Source organism: Xanthomarina arctica (assembly GCF_014638915.1).
GTDB classification, from domain to species: domain Bacteria; phylum Bacteroidota; class Bacteroidia; order Flavobacteriales; family Flavobacteriaceae; genus Xanthomarina; species Xanthomarina arctica.
Genome location: NZ_BMFQ01000001.1, coordinates 1,367,667 through 1,392,459 on the forward strand (window position 1 = coordinate 1,367,667; position 24,793 = coordinate 1,392,459).

18 protein-coding genes and 1 pseudogene are annotated in these 24,793 nt (G+C 31.8%); 13 read left to right on the plus strand and 6 right to left on the minus strand.

Annotated features, from left to right (window positions below):
- Window positions 1-22: 22 nt before the first annotated feature.
- A complete protein-coding gene (locus tag IEV77_RS05930) occupies window positions 23-1,177 on the minus strand; it encodes a 5-(carboxyamino)imidazole ribonucleotide synthase (protein WP_188462755.1) in 1,155 nt (384 codons plus the stop codon).
- Window positions 1,178-1,269: 92 nt separating this feature from the next.
- Here IEV77_RS05930 and IEV77_RS05935 point away from each other — a divergent pair, with 92 nt between their 5' ends.
- From IEV77_RS05935 to IEV77_RS05955, 5 genes are all read left to right on the plus strand, one after another.
- Window positions 1,270-2,415 (plus strand): adenylate kinase, encoded by a 1,146-nt coding sequence (locus tag IEV77_RS05935; RefSeq protein ID WP_229736589.1) that lies wholly within the window; start codon window positions 1,270-1,272, stop codon window positions 2,413-2,415.
- 77 nt (window positions 2,416-2,492) lie between these two features.
- The gene (gene obgE / locus IEV77_RS05940) at window positions 2,493-3,491 is read left to right on the plus strand and encodes a GTPase ObgE (protein ID WP_188462757.1); all 999 of its coding nucleotides are present in this window, start codon (window positions 2,493-2,495) and stop codon (window positions 3,489-3,491) included.
- A gap of 6 nt (window positions 3,492-3,497) precedes the next feature.
- Complete coding sequence (locus IEV77_RS05945; RefSeq protein ID WP_188462759.1) at window positions 3,498-4,199, plus strand: ion transporter; 702 nt, start codon at window positions 3,498-3,500, stop codon at window positions 4,197-4,199.
- Window positions 4,200-4,255: 56 nt separating this feature from the next.
- Window positions 4,256-4,777 (plus strand): DUF4136 domain-containing protein, encoded by a 522-nt coding sequence (locus tag IEV77_RS05950; RefSeq protein ID WP_188462761.1) that lies wholly within the window; start codon window positions 4,256-4,258, stop codon window positions 4,775-4,777.
- Between the two features lie 102 nt (window positions 4,778-4,879).
- Window positions 4,880-5,440: a mycothiol transferase gene (locus tag IEV77_RS05955; protein WP_188462763.1), complete on the plus strand. Its 561-nt coding sequence runs from the start codon at window positions 4,880-4,882 to the stop codon at window positions 5,438-5,440.
- 96 nt (window positions 5,441-5,536) lie between these two features.
- On the opposite strand, the gene IEV77_RS05960 is transcribed toward IEV77_RS05955, so the two are convergent.
- The 3 genes from IEV77_RS05960 to IEV77_RS05970 all read right to left on the minus strand — a co-directional run bounded on the left by IEV77_RS05960 (window position 5,537) and on the right by IEV77_RS05970 (window position 13,623).
- Window positions 5,537-6,928 (minus strand): T9SS type A sorting domain-containing protein, encoded by a 1,392-nt coding sequence (locus tag IEV77_RS05960; RefSeq protein ID WP_188462765.1) that lies wholly within the window; start codon window positions 6,926-6,928, stop codon window positions 5,537-5,539.
- A gap of 4 nt (window positions 6,929-6,932) precedes the next feature.
- Window positions 6,933-7,394 carry a hypothetical protein gene (locus IEV77_RS05965; protein WP_229736590.1) on the minus strand — a complete coding sequence of 154 codons (462 nt, stop codon included), beginning with the start codon at window positions 7,392-7,394 and terminating at the stop codon, window positions 6,933-6,935.
- 100 nt (window positions 7,395-7,494) lie between these two features.
- Window positions 7,495-13,623 (minus strand): alpha-2-macroglobulin family protein, encoded by a 6,129-nt coding sequence (locus tag IEV77_RS05970; RefSeq protein WP_188462769.1) that lies wholly within the window; start codon window positions 13,621-13,623, stop codon window positions 7,495-7,497.
- 141 nt (window positions 13,624-13,764) lie between these two features.
- On the opposite strand from IEV77_RS05970, the gene IEV77_RS05975 reads away from it, so the two are divergent.
- From IEV77_RS05975 to IEV77_RS05990, 5 genes and pseudogenes are all read left to right on the plus strand, one after another.
- On the plus strand, window positions 13,765-14,721 hold the full coding sequence (locus tag IEV77_RS05975) for a tetratricopeptide repeat protein (protein WP_188462771.1): 957 nt from the start codon (window positions 13,765-13,767) through the stop codon (window positions 14,719-14,721).
- Window positions 14,722-14,902: 181 nt separating this feature from the next.
- A complete protein-coding gene (locus IEV77_RS05980) occupies window positions 14,903-16,255 on the plus strand; it encodes a UDP-N-acetylmuramate--L-alanine ligase (protein ID WP_188462773.1) in 1,353 nt (450 codons plus the stop codon).
- A gap of 127 nt (window positions 16,256-16,382) precedes the next feature.
- Window positions 16,383-17,729: a hypothetical protein gene (locus IEV77_RS05985; RefSeq protein ID WP_188462775.1), complete on the plus strand. Its 1,347-nt coding sequence runs from the start codon at window positions 16,383-16,385 to the stop codon at window positions 17,727-17,729.
- Window positions 17,730-17,746: 17 nt separating this feature from the next.
- Window positions 17,747-17,902, plus strand: a pseudogene (locus tag IEV77_RS17440) (peptidoglycan synthetase); the annotation flags it as partial.
- A 151-nt stretch (window positions 17,903-18,053) separates the two neighbouring features.
- Window positions 18,054-18,713, plus strand: a complete 660-nt coding sequence (locus IEV77_RS05990; protein WP_188462777.1) for a hypothetical protein — start codon at window positions 18,054-18,056, stop codon at window positions 18,711-18,713.
- 124 nt (window positions 18,714-18,837) lie between these two features.
- On the opposite strand, the gene IEV77_RS05995 is transcribed toward IEV77_RS05990, so the two are convergent.
- Entirely contained in the window at window positions 18,838-21,288 is a 2,451-nt protein-coding gene (locus tag IEV77_RS05995) for a mechanosensitive ion channel family protein (RefSeq protein WP_188462779.1), read from the minus strand.
- A 53-nt stretch (window positions 21,289-21,341) separates the two neighbouring features.
- The gene (locus IEV77_RS06000; RefSeq protein WP_229736591.1) at window positions 21,342-21,887 is read right to left on the minus strand and encodes an FMN-binding negative transcriptional regulator; all 546 of its coding nucleotides are present in this window, start codon (window positions 21,885-21,887) and stop codon (window positions 21,342-21,344) included.
- Between the two features lie 109 nt (window positions 21,888-21,996).
- Here IEV77_RS06000 and radC point away from each other — a divergent pair, with 109 nt between their 5' ends.
- From radC to IEV77_RS06015, 3 genes are all read left to right on the plus strand, one after another.
- Complete coding sequence (radC, locus tag IEV77_RS06005) at window positions 21,997-22,695, plus strand: RadC family protein (protein WP_188462783.1); 699 nt, start codon at window positions 21,997-21,999, stop codon at window positions 22,693-22,695.
- A gap of 112 nt (window positions 22,696-22,807) precedes the next feature.
- Window positions 22,808-24,109, plus strand: a complete 1,302-nt coding sequence (locus IEV77_RS06010) for a polysaccharide deacetylase family protein (RefSeq protein WP_188462785.1) — start codon at window positions 22,808-22,810, stop codon at window positions 24,107-24,109.
- Window positions 24,099-24,788, plus strand: coding sequence for a YjjG family noncanonical pyrimidine nucleotidase (locus IEV77_RS06015; RefSeq protein WP_188462787.1), 690 nt, complete (start codon window positions 24,099-24,101; stop codon window positions 24,786-24,788). The genes IEV77_RS06010 and IEV77_RS06015 overlap by 11 nt, the downstream gene beginning before the upstream one ends.
- The last annotated feature ends 5 nt before the right edge of the window (window positions 24,789-24,793 follow it).

Below are 24,793 nucleotides of genomic sequence, written 5' to 3' on the forward strand. Positions count from 1 at the left end.
ATTAGAATTTCCTTATTCTTATTTATTCACAAATTACTTTAATGGTATTTTTAACTTCTTCAGCAATTCTTCTTGCTTCATTTAGGTCCTCATTTACTATGGTAACATGTCCCATTTTTCTGAAAGGTCTGGTTTGTTTTTTACCATAAATATGTGGTGTTACACCAGGCATTTTCATAATGTCTTCAATGTTTTTGTAAACCACGTTTCCTGTGTAACCTTCAGCTCCAACCAAATTTACCATAATTCCTCCAACTTTACTATCGGTTTTTCCTAAAGGTAAATTTAAAATAGCTCTTAAATGTTGTTCAAATTGCGAAGTGTAACTTGATTCTATGGTGTGATGTCCTGAATTATGAGGTCTTGGAGCAACTTCGTTTACAAGAATCTCATCATCTTTTGTCTGAAACATTTCAACAGCTAATAAGCCTACATGATTAAAAGCTTGAGAAACTTTTAAAGCAATTCCAGTAGCTTTTTCAGCCACTTTTTTGTCTATTCTTGCAGGACAGATAACGTACTCTACTTGGTTGGCTTCTGGATGAAACTCCATTTCAACCACTGGATAAGTAGCAACTTCTCCATTAGAATTTCTAGCAACAATTACTGCTAATTCATTTTTAAAAGGAATCATTTCTTCTGTAATACACTCCACATTTGGAAGGTCTTTTAAATCAGATTCTGTTCTAATAATTTTCACACCATTCCCATCATAACCAAATTGTGCGCTCTTCCAAACAAAAGGGAATTTTAAACCACCATTGTTTATGGCGTCTAGAATTTCGGAGGCATAGGCGAATCTTGAAAATTCTGCCGTTGGAATATCATGATCTCTATAAAATAATTTTTGTTTGCCTTTGTTTTGAATCGTTTTTAAAGTTTTAGAGGAAGGGTATACTTTTACGCCTTCTTTTTCTAAAGCTTCAAGTGCATTAACATTGACGTTTTCAATTTCAAACGTAAGCACGTCTACTTGTTTGCCAAAATTATAAACAGCATCATAATCCATTAAATCTCCTAGATGAAATTCGTTACACGCAACTTTACTTGGAGCTTCGTTACTGGAATCTAAAACACTTGTGTAGATATCAAATTTCCGGGTGTCGTAAAGTAGCATTTTACCTAATTGTCCACCACCTAAAATTCCAAGTTTAAAAGTTGAAGAGAAAAAATTCATTGATTTGATTTTCCACAAAAGTACAAATCAAATGTCTTTGAAAAAACTAAATCCTAAACTATCTAAATTAGAATTCGTAAAACGTTAATCAAATGATTATCTTTGCATTTCTAAAAAAATTAAAACAAGTGGTTCAGCTTCACGATTTACAATTCAAGCCATTTATTTCCGAAGAGGAAATACAACAGACAGTGCAACGAATGGCAAAAGAAATAGCAGAAGACCTTAAGGATGAAGTTCCTGTGTTTATAGGGATTTTGAATGGTTCCTTTATGTTTGTTAGCGATTTTGTTAAAAAGTATCCCAAACCTTGCGAGGTTACTTTTATAAAACTGGCGTCTTATGAAGGTGTAAAATCTACTGAAGATATTCAAAGGTTAATTGGATTGACACAAGATTTAAGTGGTAGAACAGTTGTGATTCTAGAAGATATTATCGATTCTGGAAATACCCTTGAAGAAGTACATAGAATATTTAAAAGCGAAAATGTAAAACAGCTTATTATTGCCACTTTGTTTTACAAGCCTACAGCTTATAAAAAAGATTTTAAACTACATTATGTAGGGATTGAAATACCAAATAAATTTATTGTAGGCTATGGTTTAGACTATAATAATTTAGGTAGAGATTTACCTGCAATATACCAACTAAAAACGACTCAACACATGACTAACATCGTGCTATTTGGCCCTCCAGGTGCAGGCAAAGGAACTCAAGCGAACTTTTTAAAGGAAAAATACAGCTTAATTCATATCTCAACAGGAGATGTGTTTCGTTTTAATATAAAAAACGAAACAGCTCTTGGAATGATTGCAAAATCTTACATGGATAAAGGTGAATTGGTTCCAGACCAAGTAACCATAGATATGTTAAGTGCAGAAGTTGAGAAAAATGCAGATGCTAATGGTTTTATATTCGATGGTTTTCCACGAACAAATGCACAAGCAGATGCTTTAGATAAATTAATGGATAGTAAAGATTCTCAAATCGATGCTATGGTTGCGCTTGAAGTTGCAGATGAAGTTCTAGTGGGACGTTTATTAGAAAGAGGTAAAACTAGCGGTCGTGTAGATGATGCAGACGAGAGTATTATTAGAAATAGAATTAAAGAATACTACAATAAAACAGCGATCTTAAAGGATTACTATTCTGCTCAAAATAAATATTTTGGAGCCGATGGGGTTGGAAGTATTGAAGATATTACAGTTCGATTGAGTGCTATAATTGATAAATTATAAGCTTTAGATTGTTTACAGGGATCGTCCCAAAAAATAATTACAATTAAAATGATTTCCACTTTTTGTGGAAAATACTTATGACAGAAGGAAATTTCGTTGACTACGTAAAATTACATGTGTCTTCCGGAAAAGGAGGTAAGGGTTCTATGCACTTACATCGCGAGAAATTTATTGAAAAAGGTGGCCCAGATGGTGGAGATGGTGGTCGTGGCGGTCATGTAATTATGAGAGGGAATTCTAATTTGTGGACACTCTTTAATTATAAATTTAAAAGACACTTTAGAGCAGAACATGGAGAGCACGGAAGTAAAAGTAGAAGTACTGGAGCTGATGGTGCCGATGTGTTTATGGATGTTCCTTTAGGAACTATAGTTAGAGACAGAGAAACCAACGAAATTATCTTCGAAATCACTGAAGAGGGAGAAGAAGTTATTGTTGCTAAAGGTGGCATGGGTGGTCGTGGTAACTGGCACTTTAAAACGCCAACAAATCAAACACCTAGATATGCGCAACCAGGAACGTTAGGTGAAGAATTAGATATTATTTTAGAATTAAAAGTATTAGCTGATGTTGGTTTGGTAGGATTCCCTAATGCAGGAAAATCTACTTTGCTTTCTGTAGTTAGTTCGGCAAAACCTAAAATTGCCGATTACGAGTTTACCACTTTGAAACCCAATTTAGGCATCGTAGAATATCGCGAGTTTAAAAGTTTTGTCATGGCAGATATCCCTGGGATTATTGAAGGAGCTGCTGAAGGAAAAGGACTTGGACATTACTTTTTGAGACATATTGAACGTAACTCCGTATTGTTATTTTTAATTCCTGCAGATGCTGCCGATATTAGAAAACAATACGATATTCTTTTAGATGAATTAAAACGATACAATCCAGAAATTCTTGATAAAGAGCGTTTTATAGCAATTTCTAAAAGTGATATGTTAGATGATGAGTTAAAAGCAGAGCTTAAAGTAGAGCTTGACAAAACACTTCCAGTTAGTTATATGTTTATTTCTTCTGTAGCACAGCAAGGTCTTACAGAATTGAAAGACAAACTTTGGGTGATGTTGAATTCGTAAATCTTTATGAGGGAACGTATTAGGAGTATTGTTGAAATAAACGATAATAAGGCGAGTAAAATATTTGGTATTTTTATTCAAGTTTTGATCTTAATTTCTATTGTAACATTCACTATAGAAACGCTCCCTAATTTAAAACCAGAAACACGTTCAATATTATATATTATTGAAGTTTTTAGTGTTATTGTTTTTACCATTGAATACCTCTTACGTATTTATGTCACGGATAAGAAACTAAAATTTATATTTAGTTTTTATGGAATTATAGATTTATTAGCATTTTTGCCTTTTTACTTAAGCTTTGGTGTCGATTTACGATCTTTAAGAGCCTTACGTTTTTTAAGACTTTTCAGAATTTTAAAATTAGTACGTTACAATCGTGCTATGAATCATTTTGCTTCTGCTATAAAATCGGCCAAAGAAGAAATATTCTTGTTTCTTTTTATTACTGTGATATTGATTTATTTCGCAGCAGTTGGTATTTATTACTTCGAAAATAAAGCACAACCAGAAAATTTTGCCTCAATTTTTGATAGTTTATGGTGGGCGATTGTTACACTAACAACTGTAGGTTATGGAGATGTTTATCCTATAACAGTTGGTGGAAAAGTGTTCACCTTTTTTATCTTGTTAATTGGACTAGGAATTGTGGCTATTCCTACAGGAATTATAACTGCAGCCCTGACAAGATCTGTTGATAAAAAGTAAACAGTATCATTATTCTAAGGTATTATTACTACTTATTTCATATATTTAAAATAAAAATGAAAAAGCTAGCCTCAATATCTTTTCTGTTATTTTGTTTATCCTGCGGTGTTACAGTTAATTATGATTACGAAAAAACCGCAGACTTTTCAAAGTACAAAACTTACAGTTATTTCTCGAACATGAATACCGGTTTAAGCGAATTGGATGCTGCTCGTTTATTTGAAGCCATGAATCAAGCTATGACTTTAAAAGGAATGACACTTTCAGAAGAATCCGATTTTATCATTAACATTCAAAGTTCTACTTTTCAAGAAACACAAAATAATTCGTCCGTTGGTGTTGGTATGGGTGGAGGTGGAGGTAATTTTGGAGGAGGTGTTTCCGTAGGAATTCCTATTGGACAGCCAAATATGTCCAGACAAATTAAATTCGAATTTGTTGATGCCGAAACCAATCAATTATTTTGGCTAGCCATTACTAGTGAAACAAATGTTCCAACAAACAATCCTAATGATCGAGAAGAAAAGTTTAAGGTTTTAGTAAATAAAGTATTAGAAGGTTACCCGCCTAAAAAATAATAACATCCTATTGATTTCCTTTAATGCGTTAAGTCTCTGTTAAATAGAAATGGGAATTGGTTTCCTTTTCTTTATTTTGGTATAAACTAAAACCAACTTAATATGAACACCTTAGGAAAACTACTTGCCTTATTTATTATCTCTATTACTACTCAAGCACAAAACATAATTGGACCACAACCAGGATATTCACCTGAAGTAGGAACTTTAGTTTCCATGCTTAACGATTTGAGCGATAGAGTTGATTATACCGTTAAAGATTTAGATACCGAACAATTAGATTTTTTAATGGACGATCAAGCGAATAGGATAGGTTCTTTAATTATGCACTTGGCAGCAACAGAAGCTTTTTACCAGGTGTATACTTTTGAACATCGAGAGTTTAATAAGGCAGAAAAAAAGCAATGGGAAGATGCTATGAATCTAGGAGATAAGGCGCGTAAAGAATACCAAGGTCACGATGTAAGCTACTATTTAGATATTTTTAAAACAGTTAGACAGAAAACCTTGGATTTAATGAAGGAGAAGGACGACGAATGGTTAGCAAGTATTCCAGAAGGTTATAATATGAATAATTATTGGGCTTGGTTTCATGTTATGGAACATCAATCAAGTCATTTAGGTCAGATTTTATTGATTAAAAAACGACTTCCAAAACAATAAACTTTATACCAATAAAACAAAAAAGAGGCTTCTATAAAGAGGCCTCTTTTTTGATAAAATGTAATTTGCTTTCCTGCAACTAGACAAGAAATTCAATTAATTCTTAACCAATTTTTTATTAGCAATTAACACGTTGTTAGAATAAAAATTAACCAAATAAATACCTGCACTAAAACTGCTAATATCTATAGTAGATCTCTCATTATTAGAAAGATTGGTAGTCATTATTTTTTTGCCATCTAGGCTAACAATATCAATTGTTAAGCTAGAACCTAAAGTGTTTTTAAATGAAAAATTCAATAGATCTTGAGATGGATTTGGAAACATGTTAATGCTAAGATTGTTTTCTTCGCTAGTAATTTCTTCAATCCCAATGGTAGACATGGTGATGCTCCAATTTACTGTGTAAGCATGAATAGTTTCATGGTTATCGACTCTTACTAGGGTTGTATTATCTGTTACCACAACCGTTAAATTGTTTGAACCTTGGTTTAAACTAGTTTCTAAAACACTCAAATTATCAACGTCTGAAGCCAGTTCCGTGGAATTAAGTGTCCAAGTATTTACTAGGGTATTAGGTAAAGGTTGCACTAGAGATAAGCTAAATTCAATAGGGAAACTTGGGTCTTCAATGGTATTCGAGGTTGGAAGATAAGAATCTATTGGAGAAACTAAATCGTGTACTTTTTCAATAATACCTTGCTTACAAACAGAGCAAAAAGCATAACCTAAATAGCGCATTTTACAAGATTGATGTGGTCTAAACCAAGTGGCGCAATTTCCTGAAGTGCAATAAGCATAAATTCCAATGCCGTTAGTATTCATCCAATTAGACCATTTTACTAAAGTAGGATCTGTTTGTTGCGTCATGTTTATGCCTTCCTCAGCCAAGATGTCTCCAGGATAATATTCGTCTTTTAGGTCGATTAGTGAGTGACCCATTTCATGAATAGCAATTTCGCTAGCACTTGTACCTGTTGAAGCTATAGGAAAAGTTCCTCCACTTCCACCATAATAAGGAGAATTTACCAAGATAAGTCCTTGATCGTAAAGAGGGAAATTATCTGCCAAAACACTCATAATGGTAGCAGAATTCTCAGTATATAATAATCGGTGTGTGCCATAACTATCGTAGCTAGTCCCAAAGTAGTTGTCTACGGTAGAAACAGGAACATTATAGCCTCCTTCATCTGAAGCCGTTCCAGGATGACTCGCTCCACTTTCGTTTGATGGGACTTTTATAATATAGACATTAAAATAATTACTGTATTCAGCAAAAGGAGATTGACTGAACATGTCGTTTACAAAGTTAGTAGCATCAGTCTCAAATTTATCAAACTCACTTGCTTGATAACCATCACCCATAATAACAATATTGATACGGTTTTCCATATCTCCAGAATTTTTAATAATTTGAACTTCAAACTCCTGAGAAAAAGATGTATGAATTGTTAGCAGAGTAAGAATAAAGAGTAAAGTGTGTTTCATATAATTAAAGTTTGGTGGTAAGCAGTTTTTTAGTTTGTTTATCTTTAGAAAATTCGCTTATTTCAAGATACTTTGTGTTTTCTATGTAAGGAGCTCTAATAATAAATTGGGTACTATCCAGTTCGATGATACGTTTTTCTAGATTATCGGAATCATTTACGTATTCAACAATTTTCCTTAATGGGTTTTCAATATTTACTACTTGTAAAACATTCTTTTTGGCATCTAAAAAGGTGCATTCTAAATCTCCTTCAGATTGAAATTTATCATTATTCGCATAGCCTTTAATTTTTCCTACTACAAGTTTTTGCTTTAGAAAGGTAATCTGCGTCTCAGGATTCTTTTGAATACTATAAGTTAAGAACACAATTTTAGCTGGTTCTTCCTTCTCATCCTTTTGATTCTTAGTATTGGCACAAGAATGAATTAAAAATAAAATAATTAAAAATTTCAAGGAATGCTTCAAATTAGATTTTCAAATAGATTAGTAAGTTGCAAAGGTAGTAATTAAAGTGTTCGTTATGAGTAAAAAAGAGGGGGTCGACCTTCTTTTTTATTTACTTCAATTAAGGTTCTACAGATATTCTAACACCTTCACTATGACTGCTAAATTCTGGAGCATACATACTTTGTATGGTTGTAATGCCATTACTCATATTTCCAGCATTTGTTACACGTAAATCGTATTCAAAAACATAAACTCCTTTTGGTAAATAGTCGAAAAAGAAGTTGGTTGCCGCATCTTTCGTGCTTTCATAATACCCTAAATTATCTTGCCATTTGTATTGAGATAAAACATTAATAGGCTCTAAACCACTTGCTCTCATGTCTTTCATATGCAAGAATTCCATATCTCTATCACTTGTTAACTCTATGCGAACACGAACTAAATCGCCAATTTCTAATGGTGTTTCTGTCGTGATTTCTGAAATGGATTCCCCTAAATCGGTATTTGTTTTTAGGAAGAGTTTTTTCTTTAAACTTAATGGCGTTTCCGCTGAAGTAATTTTATCTAAATCTTCAAAATATTGCCAGTATAAACTTCCCCAAGCAATACCTTCACCTTTTTTAGTCAAGGTTACTTCTGCCATTTCTGGTTTAATTTCGGAACCTGTCCAAGATGTTTTATAATATCCTGTTCCAGCTTCAACTTTAACGTCTTCTAATTTTGAAGGATCTATTTTATTTCCTCCTATAACAACATCCACCATATCTGTAACGGACAACCAATCGCTACCTTGAAGCAATAGAGCATAAACAGCTTCGGTTGTAGCCTTCGTAGTTTTCCAGCTGTTAGTTTGCTTGTTTTTTAAGAGCCAGATTTTTAGATTGTCTATATCATTGAGATTCTTTGACTCACTCTGAATGACAGAACCTACTTCTGCAAAAGCCTCAATCATCAAGGCTTGAGTTTCTATTGGAGCTTGATACCAATACCATGAAGCTTTATTTTCTTTCCAGTACATGCCTAATTCGTCGCTAGTAACACTGTTTTCTTTTAATGATTTTAAGATTTTTGAAGCTGTAATTTCATCTCCTGCTCTATGAGATACTAAAGCCATTAATCCTTTGGAATAAATGCTACGTGTTTTCCAATATTTCTGAATTTGTGTCTGATAATAAGCTATAATACTTTCAACTTCTTTGGATTTTTTTATCTCTGGAAAAAAGCTTCGCATATAAACATAATGTAATTGCGTGTAACTTAAATGGTCTAAGTTTAAATCTGCTTTAGAATTGTATTTGGTAATGTCTTTATATTCTTCAACAAACTCTTTGTCTAAATAGTTAATGGCTTTCTCAATCATATTATCTTGGTCACTGAGCGTAGTCGAAGTGAGCTTATTCAAATGCCCAAATCCAGTAATAATATGTTGTGTAATATATCTATTTGGCTTGCCTCCATTAAACCAAGCCCAAGATCCATTTGATTTTTGATTCTGTTTTAATTTTTTAATGTTCGCCTCTAATTCATTAGTCATTTTGTTTAAATCGAAAAGCAAAGCAATACGTTTCTTTTGTTCGGTTTCACTTTCTGCATCTCGCAACCAAGGTGTTTCTTCAATTAGAATCGATTTCAGTTCTTGGTTCTTTTCTAAATTTGAAAGAAGTGCATCTGTGTTTCTCCACTGATTAAAAACTTCCTGAATTCTAGGATTCGAATTTGCTATATGACTTGCTAAGGAATTTGCATAAAACCTACTAAATATCTGTTCATTACATTCATAAGGATATTCCATTAAATAAGGAAGCGATTGCACCGCATACCAAGCTGGATTAGACGTTATCTCTAATGTCAACCTATGGTGACTGAGCGTAGTCGAAGTCACATTTTTTAGCTTATCTAAAGTAAAGGTTTTGGTTTCGTTAGAACGTATCCACATAGGTAAGGTTTCGGTAACCAACATTCTATTAGAAAGTACAGGAAGCGCATTTTGTTCTCCATCACTAAAATCGCCTGCTTTAGCAATTATTTTGTATTGAATAGCATCCACATTATCAGGAATGGTTAAACTCCAAGATACTTCGGTATTTCCATTTTCTAAAACTGTAAAATCTTGGACACTGAGCGTAGTCGAAGTGTGGTCGTTTCGACTACGCTCAACGTCCATTAGTTCAATAGTAATTTCATTTCCTGTAATTCCATCAAAAAGTTGTAAAACCGCTTGTCCTGAAAGTTCTTCTTTAGATAAATTTGAAATTTTAGTACTGATGGTAATTTGATCTCCCTGACGTAAAAAGCGTGGCACATTTGGAATAACCATCAATTCTTTTTGTGTCACAGTTTCCAAACTAGTTGTAGCAGATTCTAAAGTTTTGGTATGAGCTAGTAATTGCAATTTCCATTTGGTTAAAGCTTCTGGGGTGGTGAAACTAAAACTGATATTGCCTTTTTCGTCTGTTTGTAATTGAGGGAAGAAAAAAACCGTTTCTTGAAGGTTTTTTCTAATTTGAACTTGGGAAAAATCTTCTTTTTTAGGATTAGTAAGTTCGTCCTCTGGGATAATAACTTCATCGTTATTCAAGCCATCCATTGCAATACTTTCAGATTCTGATTTTGAAACAGCATAACCAATAGACTTTTTCTCTTTTCTTATTCCCATAGCTGTAACAACAACTTCTTCCATATAATTTTCTTCCGGAGAAATAGTAGACATACCTCTAATTATTAAAGTAGAATTGTAGCCAAAACTAAACCCAAACCAATCTAATTGATCATAATCATTTTGAACATAATTAAGGTAATCCCAATATAAGCTTAGAATACTAAAACCTTCGGTTGAAAAACTAACTCTAGCTGTTCTATTATGATATGAACGATAAGTAGGAAGATTAATTGGGTTAAAATTCCAATTATGTCCTTTAAATTGGTCCAGAGAAACGTCGTACATGCTTGCTAATATTTCAGCAGACACCTGTTCTCCTTTTGGACCTTTAATTTTAAAACTCCAAGTTTCATCTTGTCCTGGTTGTAATTTGTCTCTAAACGTGGTGGTTTCAATTTCTAAATCGGTTTTTGGATAAGGCACAGAAATAGCTCTGGTGCCAGATTCAAAACTATTGGCATAAGCAAAACTGTAATGGACCGCAAAACCGCCTAAATCTTCTTTGTTTACGGGAATACTTAAGGTTTTCTTATTATTACTTAACTGCACCATGAAAGTGTTTACAGTTTGTTTGTTCTTTTCAATTTCAACAGTTACTAAAATATTTTCTGCTGAAGAACCCAGAGTCAATTCCACTGTTTCGTTAATTTGATAAGTTTCTTTATTAGTAGAAATACTGAAAAGCTCCTTGTCTGCAAGTGTTTTGTCTGTGACGCTGAACAAGGTAGTTCTAACTTCATCTTTTACTTCTTGTCCAAATCTGTCTTTGCTTTCTAATTCAATAACATATTGTCCAGATTCCCATTTCTTAATGTTTCCTAATTCTAGTTCTTTAGATTTTTCGGTATTGAAGGTTTTTTCAAAGACAAGCTTCCCTTTTTTCCAATCGTTAGGATTGTCTTCATCTGTATAAGCTTCATATGGAAACTTATTTTTAAATTCAGTTTTAGAAAGCATTTGATAATCTGGCGCTTTCCATGGTCGCGGACGTAAAACATAATCAGGTCCTTGAAGCTTGTATATTTTTATAGTTCCTTGAGCTGGAACAAATTCGCCATTTAGGTTTTTTGTGTCTATAGAAAGTTGGTTGTCTTTTTTCAGTTTATCCAAATCAGCATTCACATTTATAGTGGCAATCAATGCATGATATCCAACTCGAACTGTGGTTGTTGCAGAGCGTGTTTCCCCATTTAAATCGGTAACATCTGCTGTTATTTCATAATTAAAAATAGGAAGGTTACTTTGGTTTACGCTAGTGTCTGGCAAAGCTTTGAAGGTGATTTCAAATTCACCTTTAGCGTTTGTAGTAGTTTCACCATGGGTTATTTCTTGTGCATCGCTATTATAAGAAGGTCTGCTCCAATAATACCAACGAGGATATTGTACTTTTCTATGCACTCTGTAAACCACTTTAGCATCTGTAATGTTACTTCCTGCATAAGCCAAAGCATTTCCTTTTACAGTAACCGAATCGTTAATTTTATAAGTTTCTGTAACTGGTTTAAATTGGGTTTCAAATTTTGGGCGTTTGTATTCTTCAACCGAAAAACTCATGGATGCATTTAAAGTAATGTTGTTTGAATTAGAACTCAACTTAATATAATGGCGCCCAGATAACCCAGTGTTAGGTATGATGAATTCTCCCGAAATGGAACCAAATTCGTTTGTAACCAATTCTAATTTTTTTATTTCTTCATGGTTTACATTATAGAGAATCGCATTTAATGGGATATCTGAAATAGTCGTTGTTTTCTGATCCTCATCATAAAGGATGGCAATTCCTTTAAAATAAACAGTTTGTCCAGGTCTATAAATACTTCTGTCGGTGAATAAAAAGCCTTTATAATGTTCGTTATATTCATATGGCTCATATTTTCTATTCAAATAATAATCACCAAAAAAAGCTTTGTCTTTGGCGCCTGTAACTTCCAAATTTATGTTGGACCAATTTTTATTGCTTTTAGGGATTTCAATTTCGCCTAAGGCATTGCTGGTATAGTATTTACTGCTTTGGCTTTCTCTATAGTTTTTATAATAAGTAAGTTTTATTTGAAGTCCATTTAAAGGTTTTCCATTATTTCTATCAATAAACTGATAGACTTGTTTATCCTGTTCAGTTTTTTCAACTACAGCAATATTGGTGACTTGAATGGTATTATAAGCAATCGTATTTTCTTTATTATTGGTTTTTGCTACAATTAAATAACGTCCAAAACTTAATTTCGGCAGTTCAATTTCTATGCTATGTTGCTGAAAATCTAATTCATTTTTTAGTTCACTTTTCCAAGATTTAGCCGCTTTTAATTTATTAATAAAGTCAATTTTCTCTTCTGTTTTATAAGTTTTACTAAACGTTTTAAATTGATTTTCAGATAAATTATAAATACTAAAATCTAGAGAATCTAAATTTTTGTAAGTCACCAAAATTTTTGTGTCTTGCTGAATAGGTAAATAATTTTCAGAGAGAATATTTAAAGATTCATCAAGGATCTGTTCTAATAAAATAGTACTTTTAACTGAAGCGGGACTATAAGGGAATTGTTTGATAATAGCATTACAAAGTTTTTCTGCACCTTTAATTTTCCAACGATTGGCTTCATTCGTTTCTGGCTGATAATCTTGACCTTTATCAACATAGATTGTTGCAATTTCAAAGGTGTATAATCCAGAAGCTTCGTATGTTTTTATAAGTTCTGCTTCGGTTTTATAGGATTGAATCAATAAACTGTCTTTATTTTGAAACGTTGCGTGTGCTTTTACAAAATTGTAACGTAAAATATTGACATCAGTTAAAGCATCTGGTTTGGGATCTTTTAAATGAAACCGAATTAAATCTTGATATAGTTTTAAAGCTTGTAATTCGAGAGACGTGGAATCTTGTGATTCGATATTTAAATTGGAAAAACTTTTAGAATCACTTAAATAGGCTTCATTGTCTATTTCAAACTTGTAAGCAGGTTTTGTAATGCTGTTTTCTGTTGTTTGATAAAACTCCAAGGCGTTATGAGATAGCAAATCATACAGAGTAGGTCTGTATATTTTGGATCCTTTTTGCTCGTTGAGGATACTAGAATACGCAGTTAAATCTTCTTGTTGCAGTAAAGTGACATCTTTTAATGAATTGTTGTAATGAAGTTGGATCTCGTTGAAAAGAGTTTGTAAATCCCAAGTTCTAAAATCGGTTGCAACCTTTTTATCTTCTAGTTTCGTTCTATTGTAAAACTGATATCTATTTTGCTGAAAGTATTGCCAGTAAATGGTTGCCAGCATATTTTCTAACACATTTTTTATGGGAGCTTTACTTGATGAAATGGCCGTTTTAAAATCGTTTATAATTTTTAGTTGTGCGTCTTCTTCCAAAATCAAAGCAAACTTACTTTTAAAAAGCAAGACCTTTATTTGCTGTGGTTTATTCTGGTCTTTAATGGCTAGAACTTCAATTTGTTCTACAATTTCCAAGGCTGATTTTGGTAAACCTTCACTTTCAAAAGCTTCAACTTGTTTCCAAAGGCTATTATAATTATTGTTTTGAGCTTCAGAAAAATTTGAAAACATTAAAACCATTAATATTGTGACGTAGTATTTCATTTGTAAGATTTTATATCAGTAGCAAATCAAAAGGCGTTCCAAAAAAATAATAATTGAATATAAACAACTTTCAGTTGTGTGAAAATAGACATTTTTTAAATCATTTAGAAAGTTTACTTTTGTTATTCCGACGATTAAGTTATGAAAAACCTCGTATTATTTTTACTGTTTCCACTTTGGGGTTTTTCGCAAACCTCCTACACAGATCTTGAGTTATTATTGGATCAAAAAGACTATGTGAAAGCACAACAATTGGCTATTCCTTTAGTTGCCAAAAACCCTTCCGATTTAAAAGCTATTGAACTATTGGGGGATGCCTATGGATATCAAGAAAAATGGGATGAAGCCATGATAGAGTACGAAAAGTTGGTAGACTTAAATCCGAAGGAGGCAAACTATCATTATAAATATGGTGGCGCTTTAGGAATGAAAGCACTTTCGGTTAACAAAGTTTCAGCGGTTATGTATTTGAGCGATTTAAAAGAAGCATTCCAAACGGCTGCCTCATTAGACAAAAATCATATTGAAGCGCGTTGGGCTTTGGTAGAATTGTATATGCAACTTCCAGGAATTGTTGGAGGAAGTAAAAGTACTTCTTTAAAATATGCTGAAGAATTAGAGCAACTTTCCAAAGTAGATGGGTATCTAGCCAAAGGTTATATTTATGAATATGATGACGAGCCAGAACTTGCGGAAAAATATTATAAGAAAGCGATTGAAGTAGGAGGATCTTTAAATTGTTATACTAAGTTGACTGATTTTTACGAAAAGCAAAATCAGCCAGAAAATGCCATTTCCAATATAGAAAAAGCACAAGAGAAATTACAACGCAATGCCTTGCATTACCAAATAGGAAAGGTGTCTGCCGAATATAATGTGCAACTTGCAAAAGGGGAAACTTGCTTAAAAAATTACATCAAGAATTATTCGCCAGAGGATGGTGTTCCAGTAGCTTGGGCAAATTATAGATTGGCTCAGATTTACAAATATAAAGGCAATAAAAAAGAAGCTTTGAAATATATTGATCTTGCTATTGGTGAACTTCCAGGCATTAAAGTCTTTCAAGAAGAAAGGAAAGCGATTATTAATAATCAGTAGCAATTTTAGTTTCAGATCCTACTCTTTAAAAATCTGTGGTTTTCTGAGAGTCTCTACGATATACCTTTTTTATAACAACTAAACATCAAACAACTCCACAACTAACATCTAAACAGCAAATATATTAATGAATTACTAACAATAATTTGGAATTTGACTTTTGTAATTTGATATTTGTTTTATGAACGTACATTTTATAGCTATTGGTGGTTCTGCCATGCACAATTTGGCATTAGCCTTACACAATAAAGGATATCAGGTAACAGGAAGTGACGACACCATTTTTGAACCTTCAAAATCCAGATTAGAAGCCAAAGGATTATTGCCTGAAGCCTATGGTTGGTTTCCAGAAAAAATAACAACCAAGCTAGATGCTATTGTTCTAGGGATGCATGCCAAGGCAGACAACCCAGAACTTTTAAAAGCTCAGGAATTAGGACTTAAAATATATAGCTATCCAGAGTTTTTGTACGAACAATCTAAAAACAAAACCAGAGTAGTTATTGGTGGAAGCCATGGAAAAACAACCATAACTTCTATGATTCTTCACGTCATGCATTATCACAATCGAGATGTGGATTATATGGTTGGAGCTCAATTGGAAGGTTTTGATGTCATGGTAAAACTAACCGAAGACAACGATTTTATGGTCTTGGAAGGCGACGAGTATTTGAGTTCTCCTATAGACATGCGACCAAAATTTCATCTTTACAAACCTAATATTGCTTTATTAAGTGGTATTGCTTGGGACCATATTAACGTCTTTCCAACTTATGAAAACTACTTGGAGCAGTTTAGCATCTTTGTAGATAGTATTGTTAAAGGAGGAAGTATTACGTACAATGAAGAAGATTCAGAAGTTGTAAAAGTAGTGGAAGCAAGTCAAAATACCATTAGAAAACTGCCTTACCATACACCAGAATACACCGTTGAGAACGGACAAACTCTGCTGGAAACTCCTGAAGGTCCTTTGCCAATTGAAGTCTTTGGAAAACACAATTTAAACAATTTAGCTGGAGCCAAGTGGATTTGCCAGCATATGGGAATTGATGAAGACGATTTCTACGAAGCCATTGCCACCTTTAAAGGAGCTAGTAAACGTTTAGAGAAAATTGCCGAAAGTAAAAATAGTGTTGCTTATAAAGATTTTGCACATTCACCTTCTAAAGTAGAAGCAACAACTAATGCTGTAAAAGAGCAATACCAAGATAGAACTCTGGTTGCCTGTTTGGAATTACACACCTATAGTAGTTTAAATGCTGAATTTCTAAAGGAATATAAAGGCGCTTTAGACTCTGCAGATGTAGCGGTAGTTTTTTATTCCCCTCATGCAGTAGAAATTAAAAAGCTAAAAGAAGTTACTCAAGAACAAATTGCAAACGCCTTTCAACGAGACGATTTAATTATTTATACAAATCCTGAAGATTTTAAAAACTTTCTTTTTTCACAAGATTTTAAGAATAAAGCGTTATTGCTTATGAGTTCTGGGAACTATGGAGGCTTGGATTTTGATGAGGTGAAAGGGTTGATTTAATAATAGTTGTGATGGTTTCTTTTACCTTTCGGCATACAGGAAGGCAGAAATCTATATTTTGCTTAGCGCTATATATTCATTTACAATGAAGTTTAAAAGACGTTTTTTTGATTCGTCATTCGATTTGATGAAATTTTCTAAGAAACGTTTAGTTCTTGGTGTTTTAATAGGATTGATAATGGCATTTGCTATATATGGATTTGTATATTTATTACGGGAAACGTTCCGTTTGATGTCATTTAGTTTTGGATATTTACCAAATATTTTAAGTGAATCCGAAAGAAATATTTACAATTGGTTTTTTGCTTCCCTTGCATTAATATTTGGGAATTCAATGACTTTTAGTATTCTTTTTAGTGGTTCTTCACATGGTTTTGGGGAAAGAAATTATCAGAATAGAAGAGTTATAAATAATCAAACAGTTTTAAATCTTTCCTTTGCTTTTTGGTTTGCAAAAATAGGTTATGTATTGGCTATTTTTTCAATGGGAATTTCAGATTTTAATTTCCTTCCAGATTTTACAATACCCATAATTCTATTAGTTCTTGTTTTGTATTTAGAAACATGGAAAACTATAAGTTTATATCGTATAAAGAATAGATTTAAATGGATGTTAATTCATTTTATATTATTAATTATATTATCATTTGGTTTATCAAAAATTGATTTTATTAATTATAAATCGATAGACAATAATCAGCTAAAATATCATCCAATAGTTGACCTGCCAATCTCAAAATTCTCAAATATAACATATTTTGAAAGGTTCTTAAATGTGACTTTAGATAAGGAAGAGAGTAATAAACTCCTGTTTGAATATTATGAAAATGATATTAACGAATCCTATTTAGATTTCTTAGACTACAAAGTATCGAGAGTTCATGATTCCAGTTTATTATCTATAAGACTAATAGCTAATTCTGATACAAAAATGGAAACTATAATTTCTGTTAGAAAACAAATAGTAAAAGCGCAAATAAATAATATTATTTATGCAATACTTGATCCAGATGAATTAGCTAGAAGGTTCTCTTCTGAAGGTATAAAACTTAAAATTGTAGATAATAGGTATTTTGAGAATGATAAGTTATCCCAAATTTTCTTTATTAGAGAGCATTTTAATGTAGAGAAAGATTTTAATCCTAAAGACACTATAGCAGTTAAAATCAATAAAAGAGTATTTATAGATGGTTCATTGGTTCAACCAGATAAGTTGATTGATATAATTTCACAGCACATAAATCAAGATACAGTTTTTGAGTATCAAATTTCAATGGAAACAATATATCAAGATTATATCACGGTTCTTTCTTCACATTTAAAAGCCATAGAAATTAAACGATATAATAACCGAAAGGTCGATTTAGAATGGGATAACAAAAAGTTTAAATATAAAAACAAAGAACAGTTTTTGAAAGACCAACAACGATTAAGGAATGAATTTCCCTTCAGGCTCATAGAGATAATTAATTAATTTACTCTAAACGGATTTCCTTTCAACGCGACGACTTAATCATTCATACCAATCCAGACGATTTTAAAAACTTTCTCTTTTCTCAAGATTTCGAGAATAAAGATTTGTTACTTATGAGTTCTGACAATTATGGAGGCTTGGATTTTGATGAGGTTAAAAAGTTGATTAAGTAATAATTAGACTTCCTGCAATAGAAGGAATTTTAGTTTTCGTTTACTTGTAATTATAATAAAGTAAACTTTTACACGTTAAAATTAACATAAATAACAAAACGTCAATTATATAAAGCAACATTACTTTTTTAATTTAAAACCAACCTTAATTATGAAACGTATTTGTTTATCTATTTGCTTTATTACCTTTTTACTATCTTGTAATTCGGATGACGACTCTCAAAATCAAGATCAAAACCAACAAGAAGAAGAAAGCCCAGGGTTTTATGCTTTGGAAGTAGGAAATTCTTGGACTTATAAAAGTTTTCAATATAATTTAACTGAAGATGCGTATTATGAAACGGATATTCAGGATGCTGTTTCCATAACAGGCAAAGAAGAAATTTCAGGAAATACTTATTTTGTTTTTAGAACAGAAACAACTGGAAATAACGATCCTGAAAATCCTGTATCTAATCCTAACGGAATTAAGTTTGAATATTTAAGAGAACTTGAAGGGGATTTAGTTAATGAGACTAATGACATTGTTTTCACATCTACAGATTATACAGAGCAAATTGTTTATGAAACCAGTTGGGGAATTGTGTATGATAAACTAGCTACAGATTTGGCAACAGTTGAAGTTCCAGCTGGGACATTTCAAAGTTATGATAAAGAGCGTTATGCGAAATCGCCTGAAGGAGATTTATTTCCTGCCTTAGATCATATTTATTACTCAGAAGGTATTGGATTAATTTCTGACTCGATGTCGTTTGTGTCTCAAGATAAGCCATTTATAGTTAGAAGGTTAAGTTCCTATCTAGTTCAGTAGAAGTTTGAGTTTTTTAAAGTTATGTATTAATACATATCCAATGACTTTTAGCGGAATCTTCATTATCTGAATACAATTTTTGTGTCCAGATAATGAAGATTCCTATTTTTAAGTTTTAAAGGTATTATTGTAAATCGATATCTTTTTTTCGTTCTGGCAAATCTTTTATATGAACATCTTGTTGAGGAAATGGAATTTCTATTCCTAGTTCCTTAAACTTGTTATAAATAGCAATAGAGACATCACTTTTTGCCTGTAATCCTATTTCAAAATGCACCCAAAAGCGTAATTTAAAATTTAAGGAACTATCTCCAAAGTCACTAAAAAGAGCGACAGGAATGGGTTCTTTTATAACATTGATGTAGCTATTGGCACATTCCGTTAATAATTCGAGAATTTGGTTTGGATCAGAATCATACGAGGTTCCTATTAAAATTTCAACACGTTTTATATTATCAGAAAGCGTCCAGTTTATTAAGTCATTGGAAATTAAATTGGTATTTGGAACAATTACATCTGCACCATCAAAAGTGCTTACTTTAGAAGAACGTACCCCTATTTTTTTTACAATTCCCATTAAATTATTCACCTCTACAGTATCTCCAGGAAGGATTGGGCGTTCAAAAACTAAAATAAGGCCAGCAACAAAATTAGAAATAACATTTTGTAAACCAAAACCAATACCAAGTCCTAAAGCGCCAGCCATTAGGTTGAATTTACCTAAATCAATACCTAAAGAGGAGAGTGCAAACACAATACCAAAAGCAATAATAATATAACGAATAACTAAAGATATAGCAGCAGGAACTCCCTTTGGTAGATTCAAGAATTTTAATCCTCCTTGTCCATCATCAAAAATAAATGAAATAAAACTTGTTATTAAAAAGGATATGATAATAATAGATAAAAAAGAAAGTAGACTAGCAATAGTTAAGGTTATTGTTCCGAAAGTGTATGATTCGCTAAGGGCTCCATCGATTAAATTAGTTAAAGGATTTAATTGATCAATAATATTTAAAAAGAATAATACCCATAAAATTAAGACGACAAAATGAATAACTTTAATTAATTTTTTTTCAATCGCTTCACGTTTCTGAAAACTATAAACTGGCTTCCTAGCATAATGTCTATGCATCATGGCTATTAAAATAGCTTTAGAAGCCAATAATATAGCATAAAACATGATTGAGAGAACACTCCCTTGTGTACATATTTTTAATGTAATATCCGTTAGATTTGTATAGCCAAGAATATTGGATACAATTGAAACAATTGCTAGAAAATAAATAATAGGGGTTAGTTTTATTATAAACACACTAAACTTTGATAAGTTTAACTTTCTTGTTTGAAAGTAAGGATGTGTAAAATAATATAAACTTGCAATTACTATAAAAGCTTCAAATAGTAAATAAAACCTGTATTGGTATGTTTCAAACCAAACATAGGTTTTTAACATTTCTAAAATATTAAAAAGTATAATAACATAAACAATATTCTGAAATTTTTTATTGAGACTATTGTATGCAATTGGTAAGGATGTAATTAAAGTACCAATTACTAATATGTTATCGAATAAAATGGGAGCATTAATGAAATATAATTTAGCAATTAAAAAACAGGCAAACAAACTGGTTATCACATATTTTTTTGAAATAATATCCTTTGAGATATCTAGGTTTTCGTTCTTTATATCATGAAGCTCAAAACCATTTTTTAAATATCTAAAAAACAGAAAAATACAAACAGCAATTATAAAAAATAGATAGATTTTATTTTCAAATGTTTTAAAAAACTCGACTGTGCTTTTAAAATCTCCAGGAATAGTATCCCCTTCAGTTATGGTGTTTTTAGTATTCGATTTTTTAAAAGATGTTTTCCAAATTGGTGGATGTCTCAAATACAATAAGTCGTAAACTTGAGAGCTCTTCATTCCCTGCAATCTCTGAATCTGATTATTTACCGAAGTTAATTGGATGTTTATTTTAGACTCCAATAACAAATAATCATTGTTTCTTTTTACAATTAAGAGTTTGATATCATGAAGATCATTTGTAACTTTATTTAACCTATCGGTAATTTCTCTAGGAACATCTTTTTCTATGGCATTTTCATAAGTCAATTGCCAAACTTTCTCCTTAAATGAAACATCAATTAGAACTTTGGAATTCTTTAAAATAACATCATTAATGGTGTTTTCCGAATCTTTTAAATAATCACGAGAGATATACCATTTATTTAATAAGTTATTTATTTTTTGTCTATTCGGATTAGCAGATATAAAATATTCGGAATTCCTTAACTTTATATTAAGTTGCTTTTGATAACTAGGGAAAAGCGAATCAATTTTTGAAATGGAAGGGTCAGGAGCAATCTTTTTATTTATTTCTTTTATGTCATTTGTAGTAAGTTCTAATTGATCAATAACATCTACTACGTGTATTTTAGTAGGTACATTGGTTTTAGTTGAATCCTTCGTTATAATTGGTTCCTTATTTTGCGAAAAACCAAAAACAAAACCAAATACAAAGAGAATGGTGAAAAATGGTTTAAAAAAAGAAAAGTAGTTTCTTGTCATATTTAAATAAAATCAGGTAAAAATAAGCTTTTTTGTGTACTTCTTATAAATAACTATAATAAGCGGTTTAAAAAGGGTTCTATGCTTTTTTTGTTTTGAGTAATAAGTTCTAGATGAGCATTATCAAAATCTTCAGTTTTTTTGTCCTGAGAGAGTTTAAACTTTCCTTCCCAAGACTGGATTTCAATTTCAAAACCTACCACATAGTTTATAAATTGTTCCATCTTTTTATCCTGTTTATCCAATACGTAATTGTGTTCTGGAGCTTCCAAAATCTCTGTCATGCTTACCATAGACTGCTTTACGGTTTCAGGATTGGTGATTTCCGTAGCAATTCCTGTAAGATGGACTTTAATATAGTTCCATGTTGGTAATTGCGGCGTGGTATAAATACTTGGTGAGATATAGCATTGTGGCCCAGAAAAAATTAGGGTTACCAGATTCCCGTTTTTTAGTAACTGGGCTTGAGGATTATTTTTATCTAAATGGCCAATAAGTTTTCCCTCTTGATATATTAAAGGTAAATGCGTTATAAATGGTTGATTATCCTTTATGGAAATAACCGTAGCTAATGGATACGTTTTGATTACTTCAAGCATATGAAGTTTCTCGTTATCTTGGTGATGTTTAGGTGGATAGTTCAAATAATTACTAGAATTTAGATAAACGTTTTTTGATTTATAAAAATACAATTTTTATATTTACTAGATGCAGGATAAAATACCATCGTTTTCTATCAAGAATTGGAATCAAAATGATCAGCCACGAGAAAAGCTTCGCGATAAAGGCAAAGCCACACTAAGTGATGCTGAATTGGTTGCCATTCTTATTGGCTCTGGTAACAGAAATGAAAGTGCTGTAGATTTAAGCAAGCGTATTCTGGCAAGTGTGGATAATAATCTGAACGCATTAGGAAAACTTTCTTTAAAACAATTAATGACTTTTAAAGGCATTGGAGAAGCAAAAGCCATAAGCATTACGGCTGCTTTGGAACTAGGTAAAAGAAGAGGAGGCGAGGAGGTTATTGAGAAAAAGAAAATCACTTCTAGTCAGTCGGTTTTTCAAATCATGCAACCCATTCTTGGAGAATTGCCACACGAAGAATTCTGGATTCTATATTTAAATAATTCCAATAAAGTCATTCAAAAAAACCAATTGAGTAAAGGTGGTATTACTGGAACTTTGGTCGATGTACGTTTGGTACTTAAAAACGCTTTGGAAGTTGGCGCAACTGGACTTATTTTAGTACACAACCATCCTTCAGGAACTTTAAAACCTAGTGAAGCCGACAAGCAAATTACCCAAAAACTAAAATTGGCAGGAGAAAGCTTAGATATTAAAGTTTTGGACCACGTTATCGTTACAGAAAATGCCTACTTTAGCTTCGCTGATGAATCACTCATCTGAAATTCTGAAAAGCAATCTCTAAATACCAATCATAAAAAAATGGTTTGCAAATGGAATTTGGTACTTTTGGAAATTGCCAGCCTAGTGACTAAACAGGGAATTTTATAAAACTATGTTATTAGTATATACTCACAAAATAACACCTCGATTAAAATATTCTTTTAAGCATATTTTTACAAGAATATTAGGTATTCCTGTAGATTTCACGACTACTATTGAAGAATTTATTGCACACGATAGCTTAAAAATATCTTACACAAGACAACCGTTAAGTCATGAAATATTTGTAAAAAGTCATGATATTTTATTCGATCAAGGTATTTCCGATGTCGAGATAAGCATTCAAGATTGGGAAGAAACAAAATGCTTTTTTTCAAGTGGAGAAAAAAGTGCTATTCCTTTTGATATATTTTCTGCTTCATTTTATTTACTAAGTAGATTTGAAGAATATTTGCCACATGTAAAGGACGAATATGGACGTTTTACAGCTAAGGAAAGCCTTGCTTTTAAACATCATTTCTTACATCAACCTGTTGTAGATATTTGGGCTTATAAATTTAGAAAAATCCTTGAAAAAAATTATCCAGACTTTAAGTTTCCAGAAAGAAGTTATTCTATAAAACCGATTATTGATGTGCCTTCTGCCTATAATTTCAAATTAAAAGGGATTATGAGAACCTTGGGAGGAACGGCAAAAGATATTGTTAGTTTTAATTTTAAGAAATTGTATTATAGATATATGGTTCTCTTTGGTTTGAAACGTGATACTTTCGACACCTTTAAATATATTATAAACAAGCAGAAACACAGTGAGTTTAAATTCTTGTTTTTCTTTTTAATTGGAGATTATTCTACTTACGATAAGGGAATTGATGCGCAAAAAAGAAAATTTATTGCACTTATTAAACAAGTGGCAGATTATTGTCAGGTTGGATTAAAGGCATCCTATTTTGCTCTTGAGGATATTACTATTTTGAAGAAAGAAAAACTACGCATGGAATCCATATTAAATTCGTCTTTAACGGCATCAAGACATTCGTTTTCAAAATTGAATTTACCAGAATCTTATAGAAATTTGGTAGAATTGGAAATATTTGAAGATTATACTATGGGTTATGTTAATCATCCTGGATTTAGAGCAGGAACTTGCACGCCTTTTTTCTTTTACGATTTAGATTATGAGATTCAAACGCCGTTAAAGATACATTCTTATCATTTGCTTGATTATTCACTTTTAAAAATAAACTCCCTTTTAGATAAGAAAAAAGCTTTAAACGAGTTAATAAAGGAAGTTAAGCAAGTTCAAGGTGAATTTGTTCCCGTATTTCATAATTACACCTTTAGCGACGTGGACAGGTGGAAAGGATATAAAGAATTGTTTAATATTATTTTAGAATCGGCTCATGAAGATTGAAGGAATTAAAGATGTTTTTTTCGATCTAGATCATACCCTTTGGGATTTTGATAAAAACTCGGCATTAACTTTTAATAAAATATTTAAGATGCATGATGTGGCTGTGGATTTAAATGAATTTTTAAGTCATTACGAACCCATCAACTTGGACTATTGGAAACTGTATAGAGAAGAAAAAATAGACAAGGAATCTTTGAGGTATAATCGTTTAAATGATACCTTTAAAAAAATTTCTTATCAGGCAGATAGTAAGTTAATCAACAAATTATCTATAGATTATATAACTTATTTATCGTCGTTTAATCATTTATTTGATGACACCTTAGATATTTTAAATTATTTAAAACCTAAATATCAATTGCATATTATTACCAACGGATTTCAAGAAGCTCAGGACAGTAAATTAAGAAATTCAAACATTCATCATTTTTTTCAATCGGTTACAGACTCGGAAGAGGTTGGAGTTAAAAAACCAAACCCTATAATATTTCATCATGCTTTAAATAAAGTGAATGCCAAACCAGAAACCAGCATCATGATAGGAGATAATATAGAAGCCGATATTTTGGGGGCATTACATATTGGAATGGAAGCTATTTATTTTAATTATCTTAAGGTCTGTGCAGACCATAAAATCAAACAAATAAATAATTTAAATGAATTAAAATTATTTTTATAAATCTT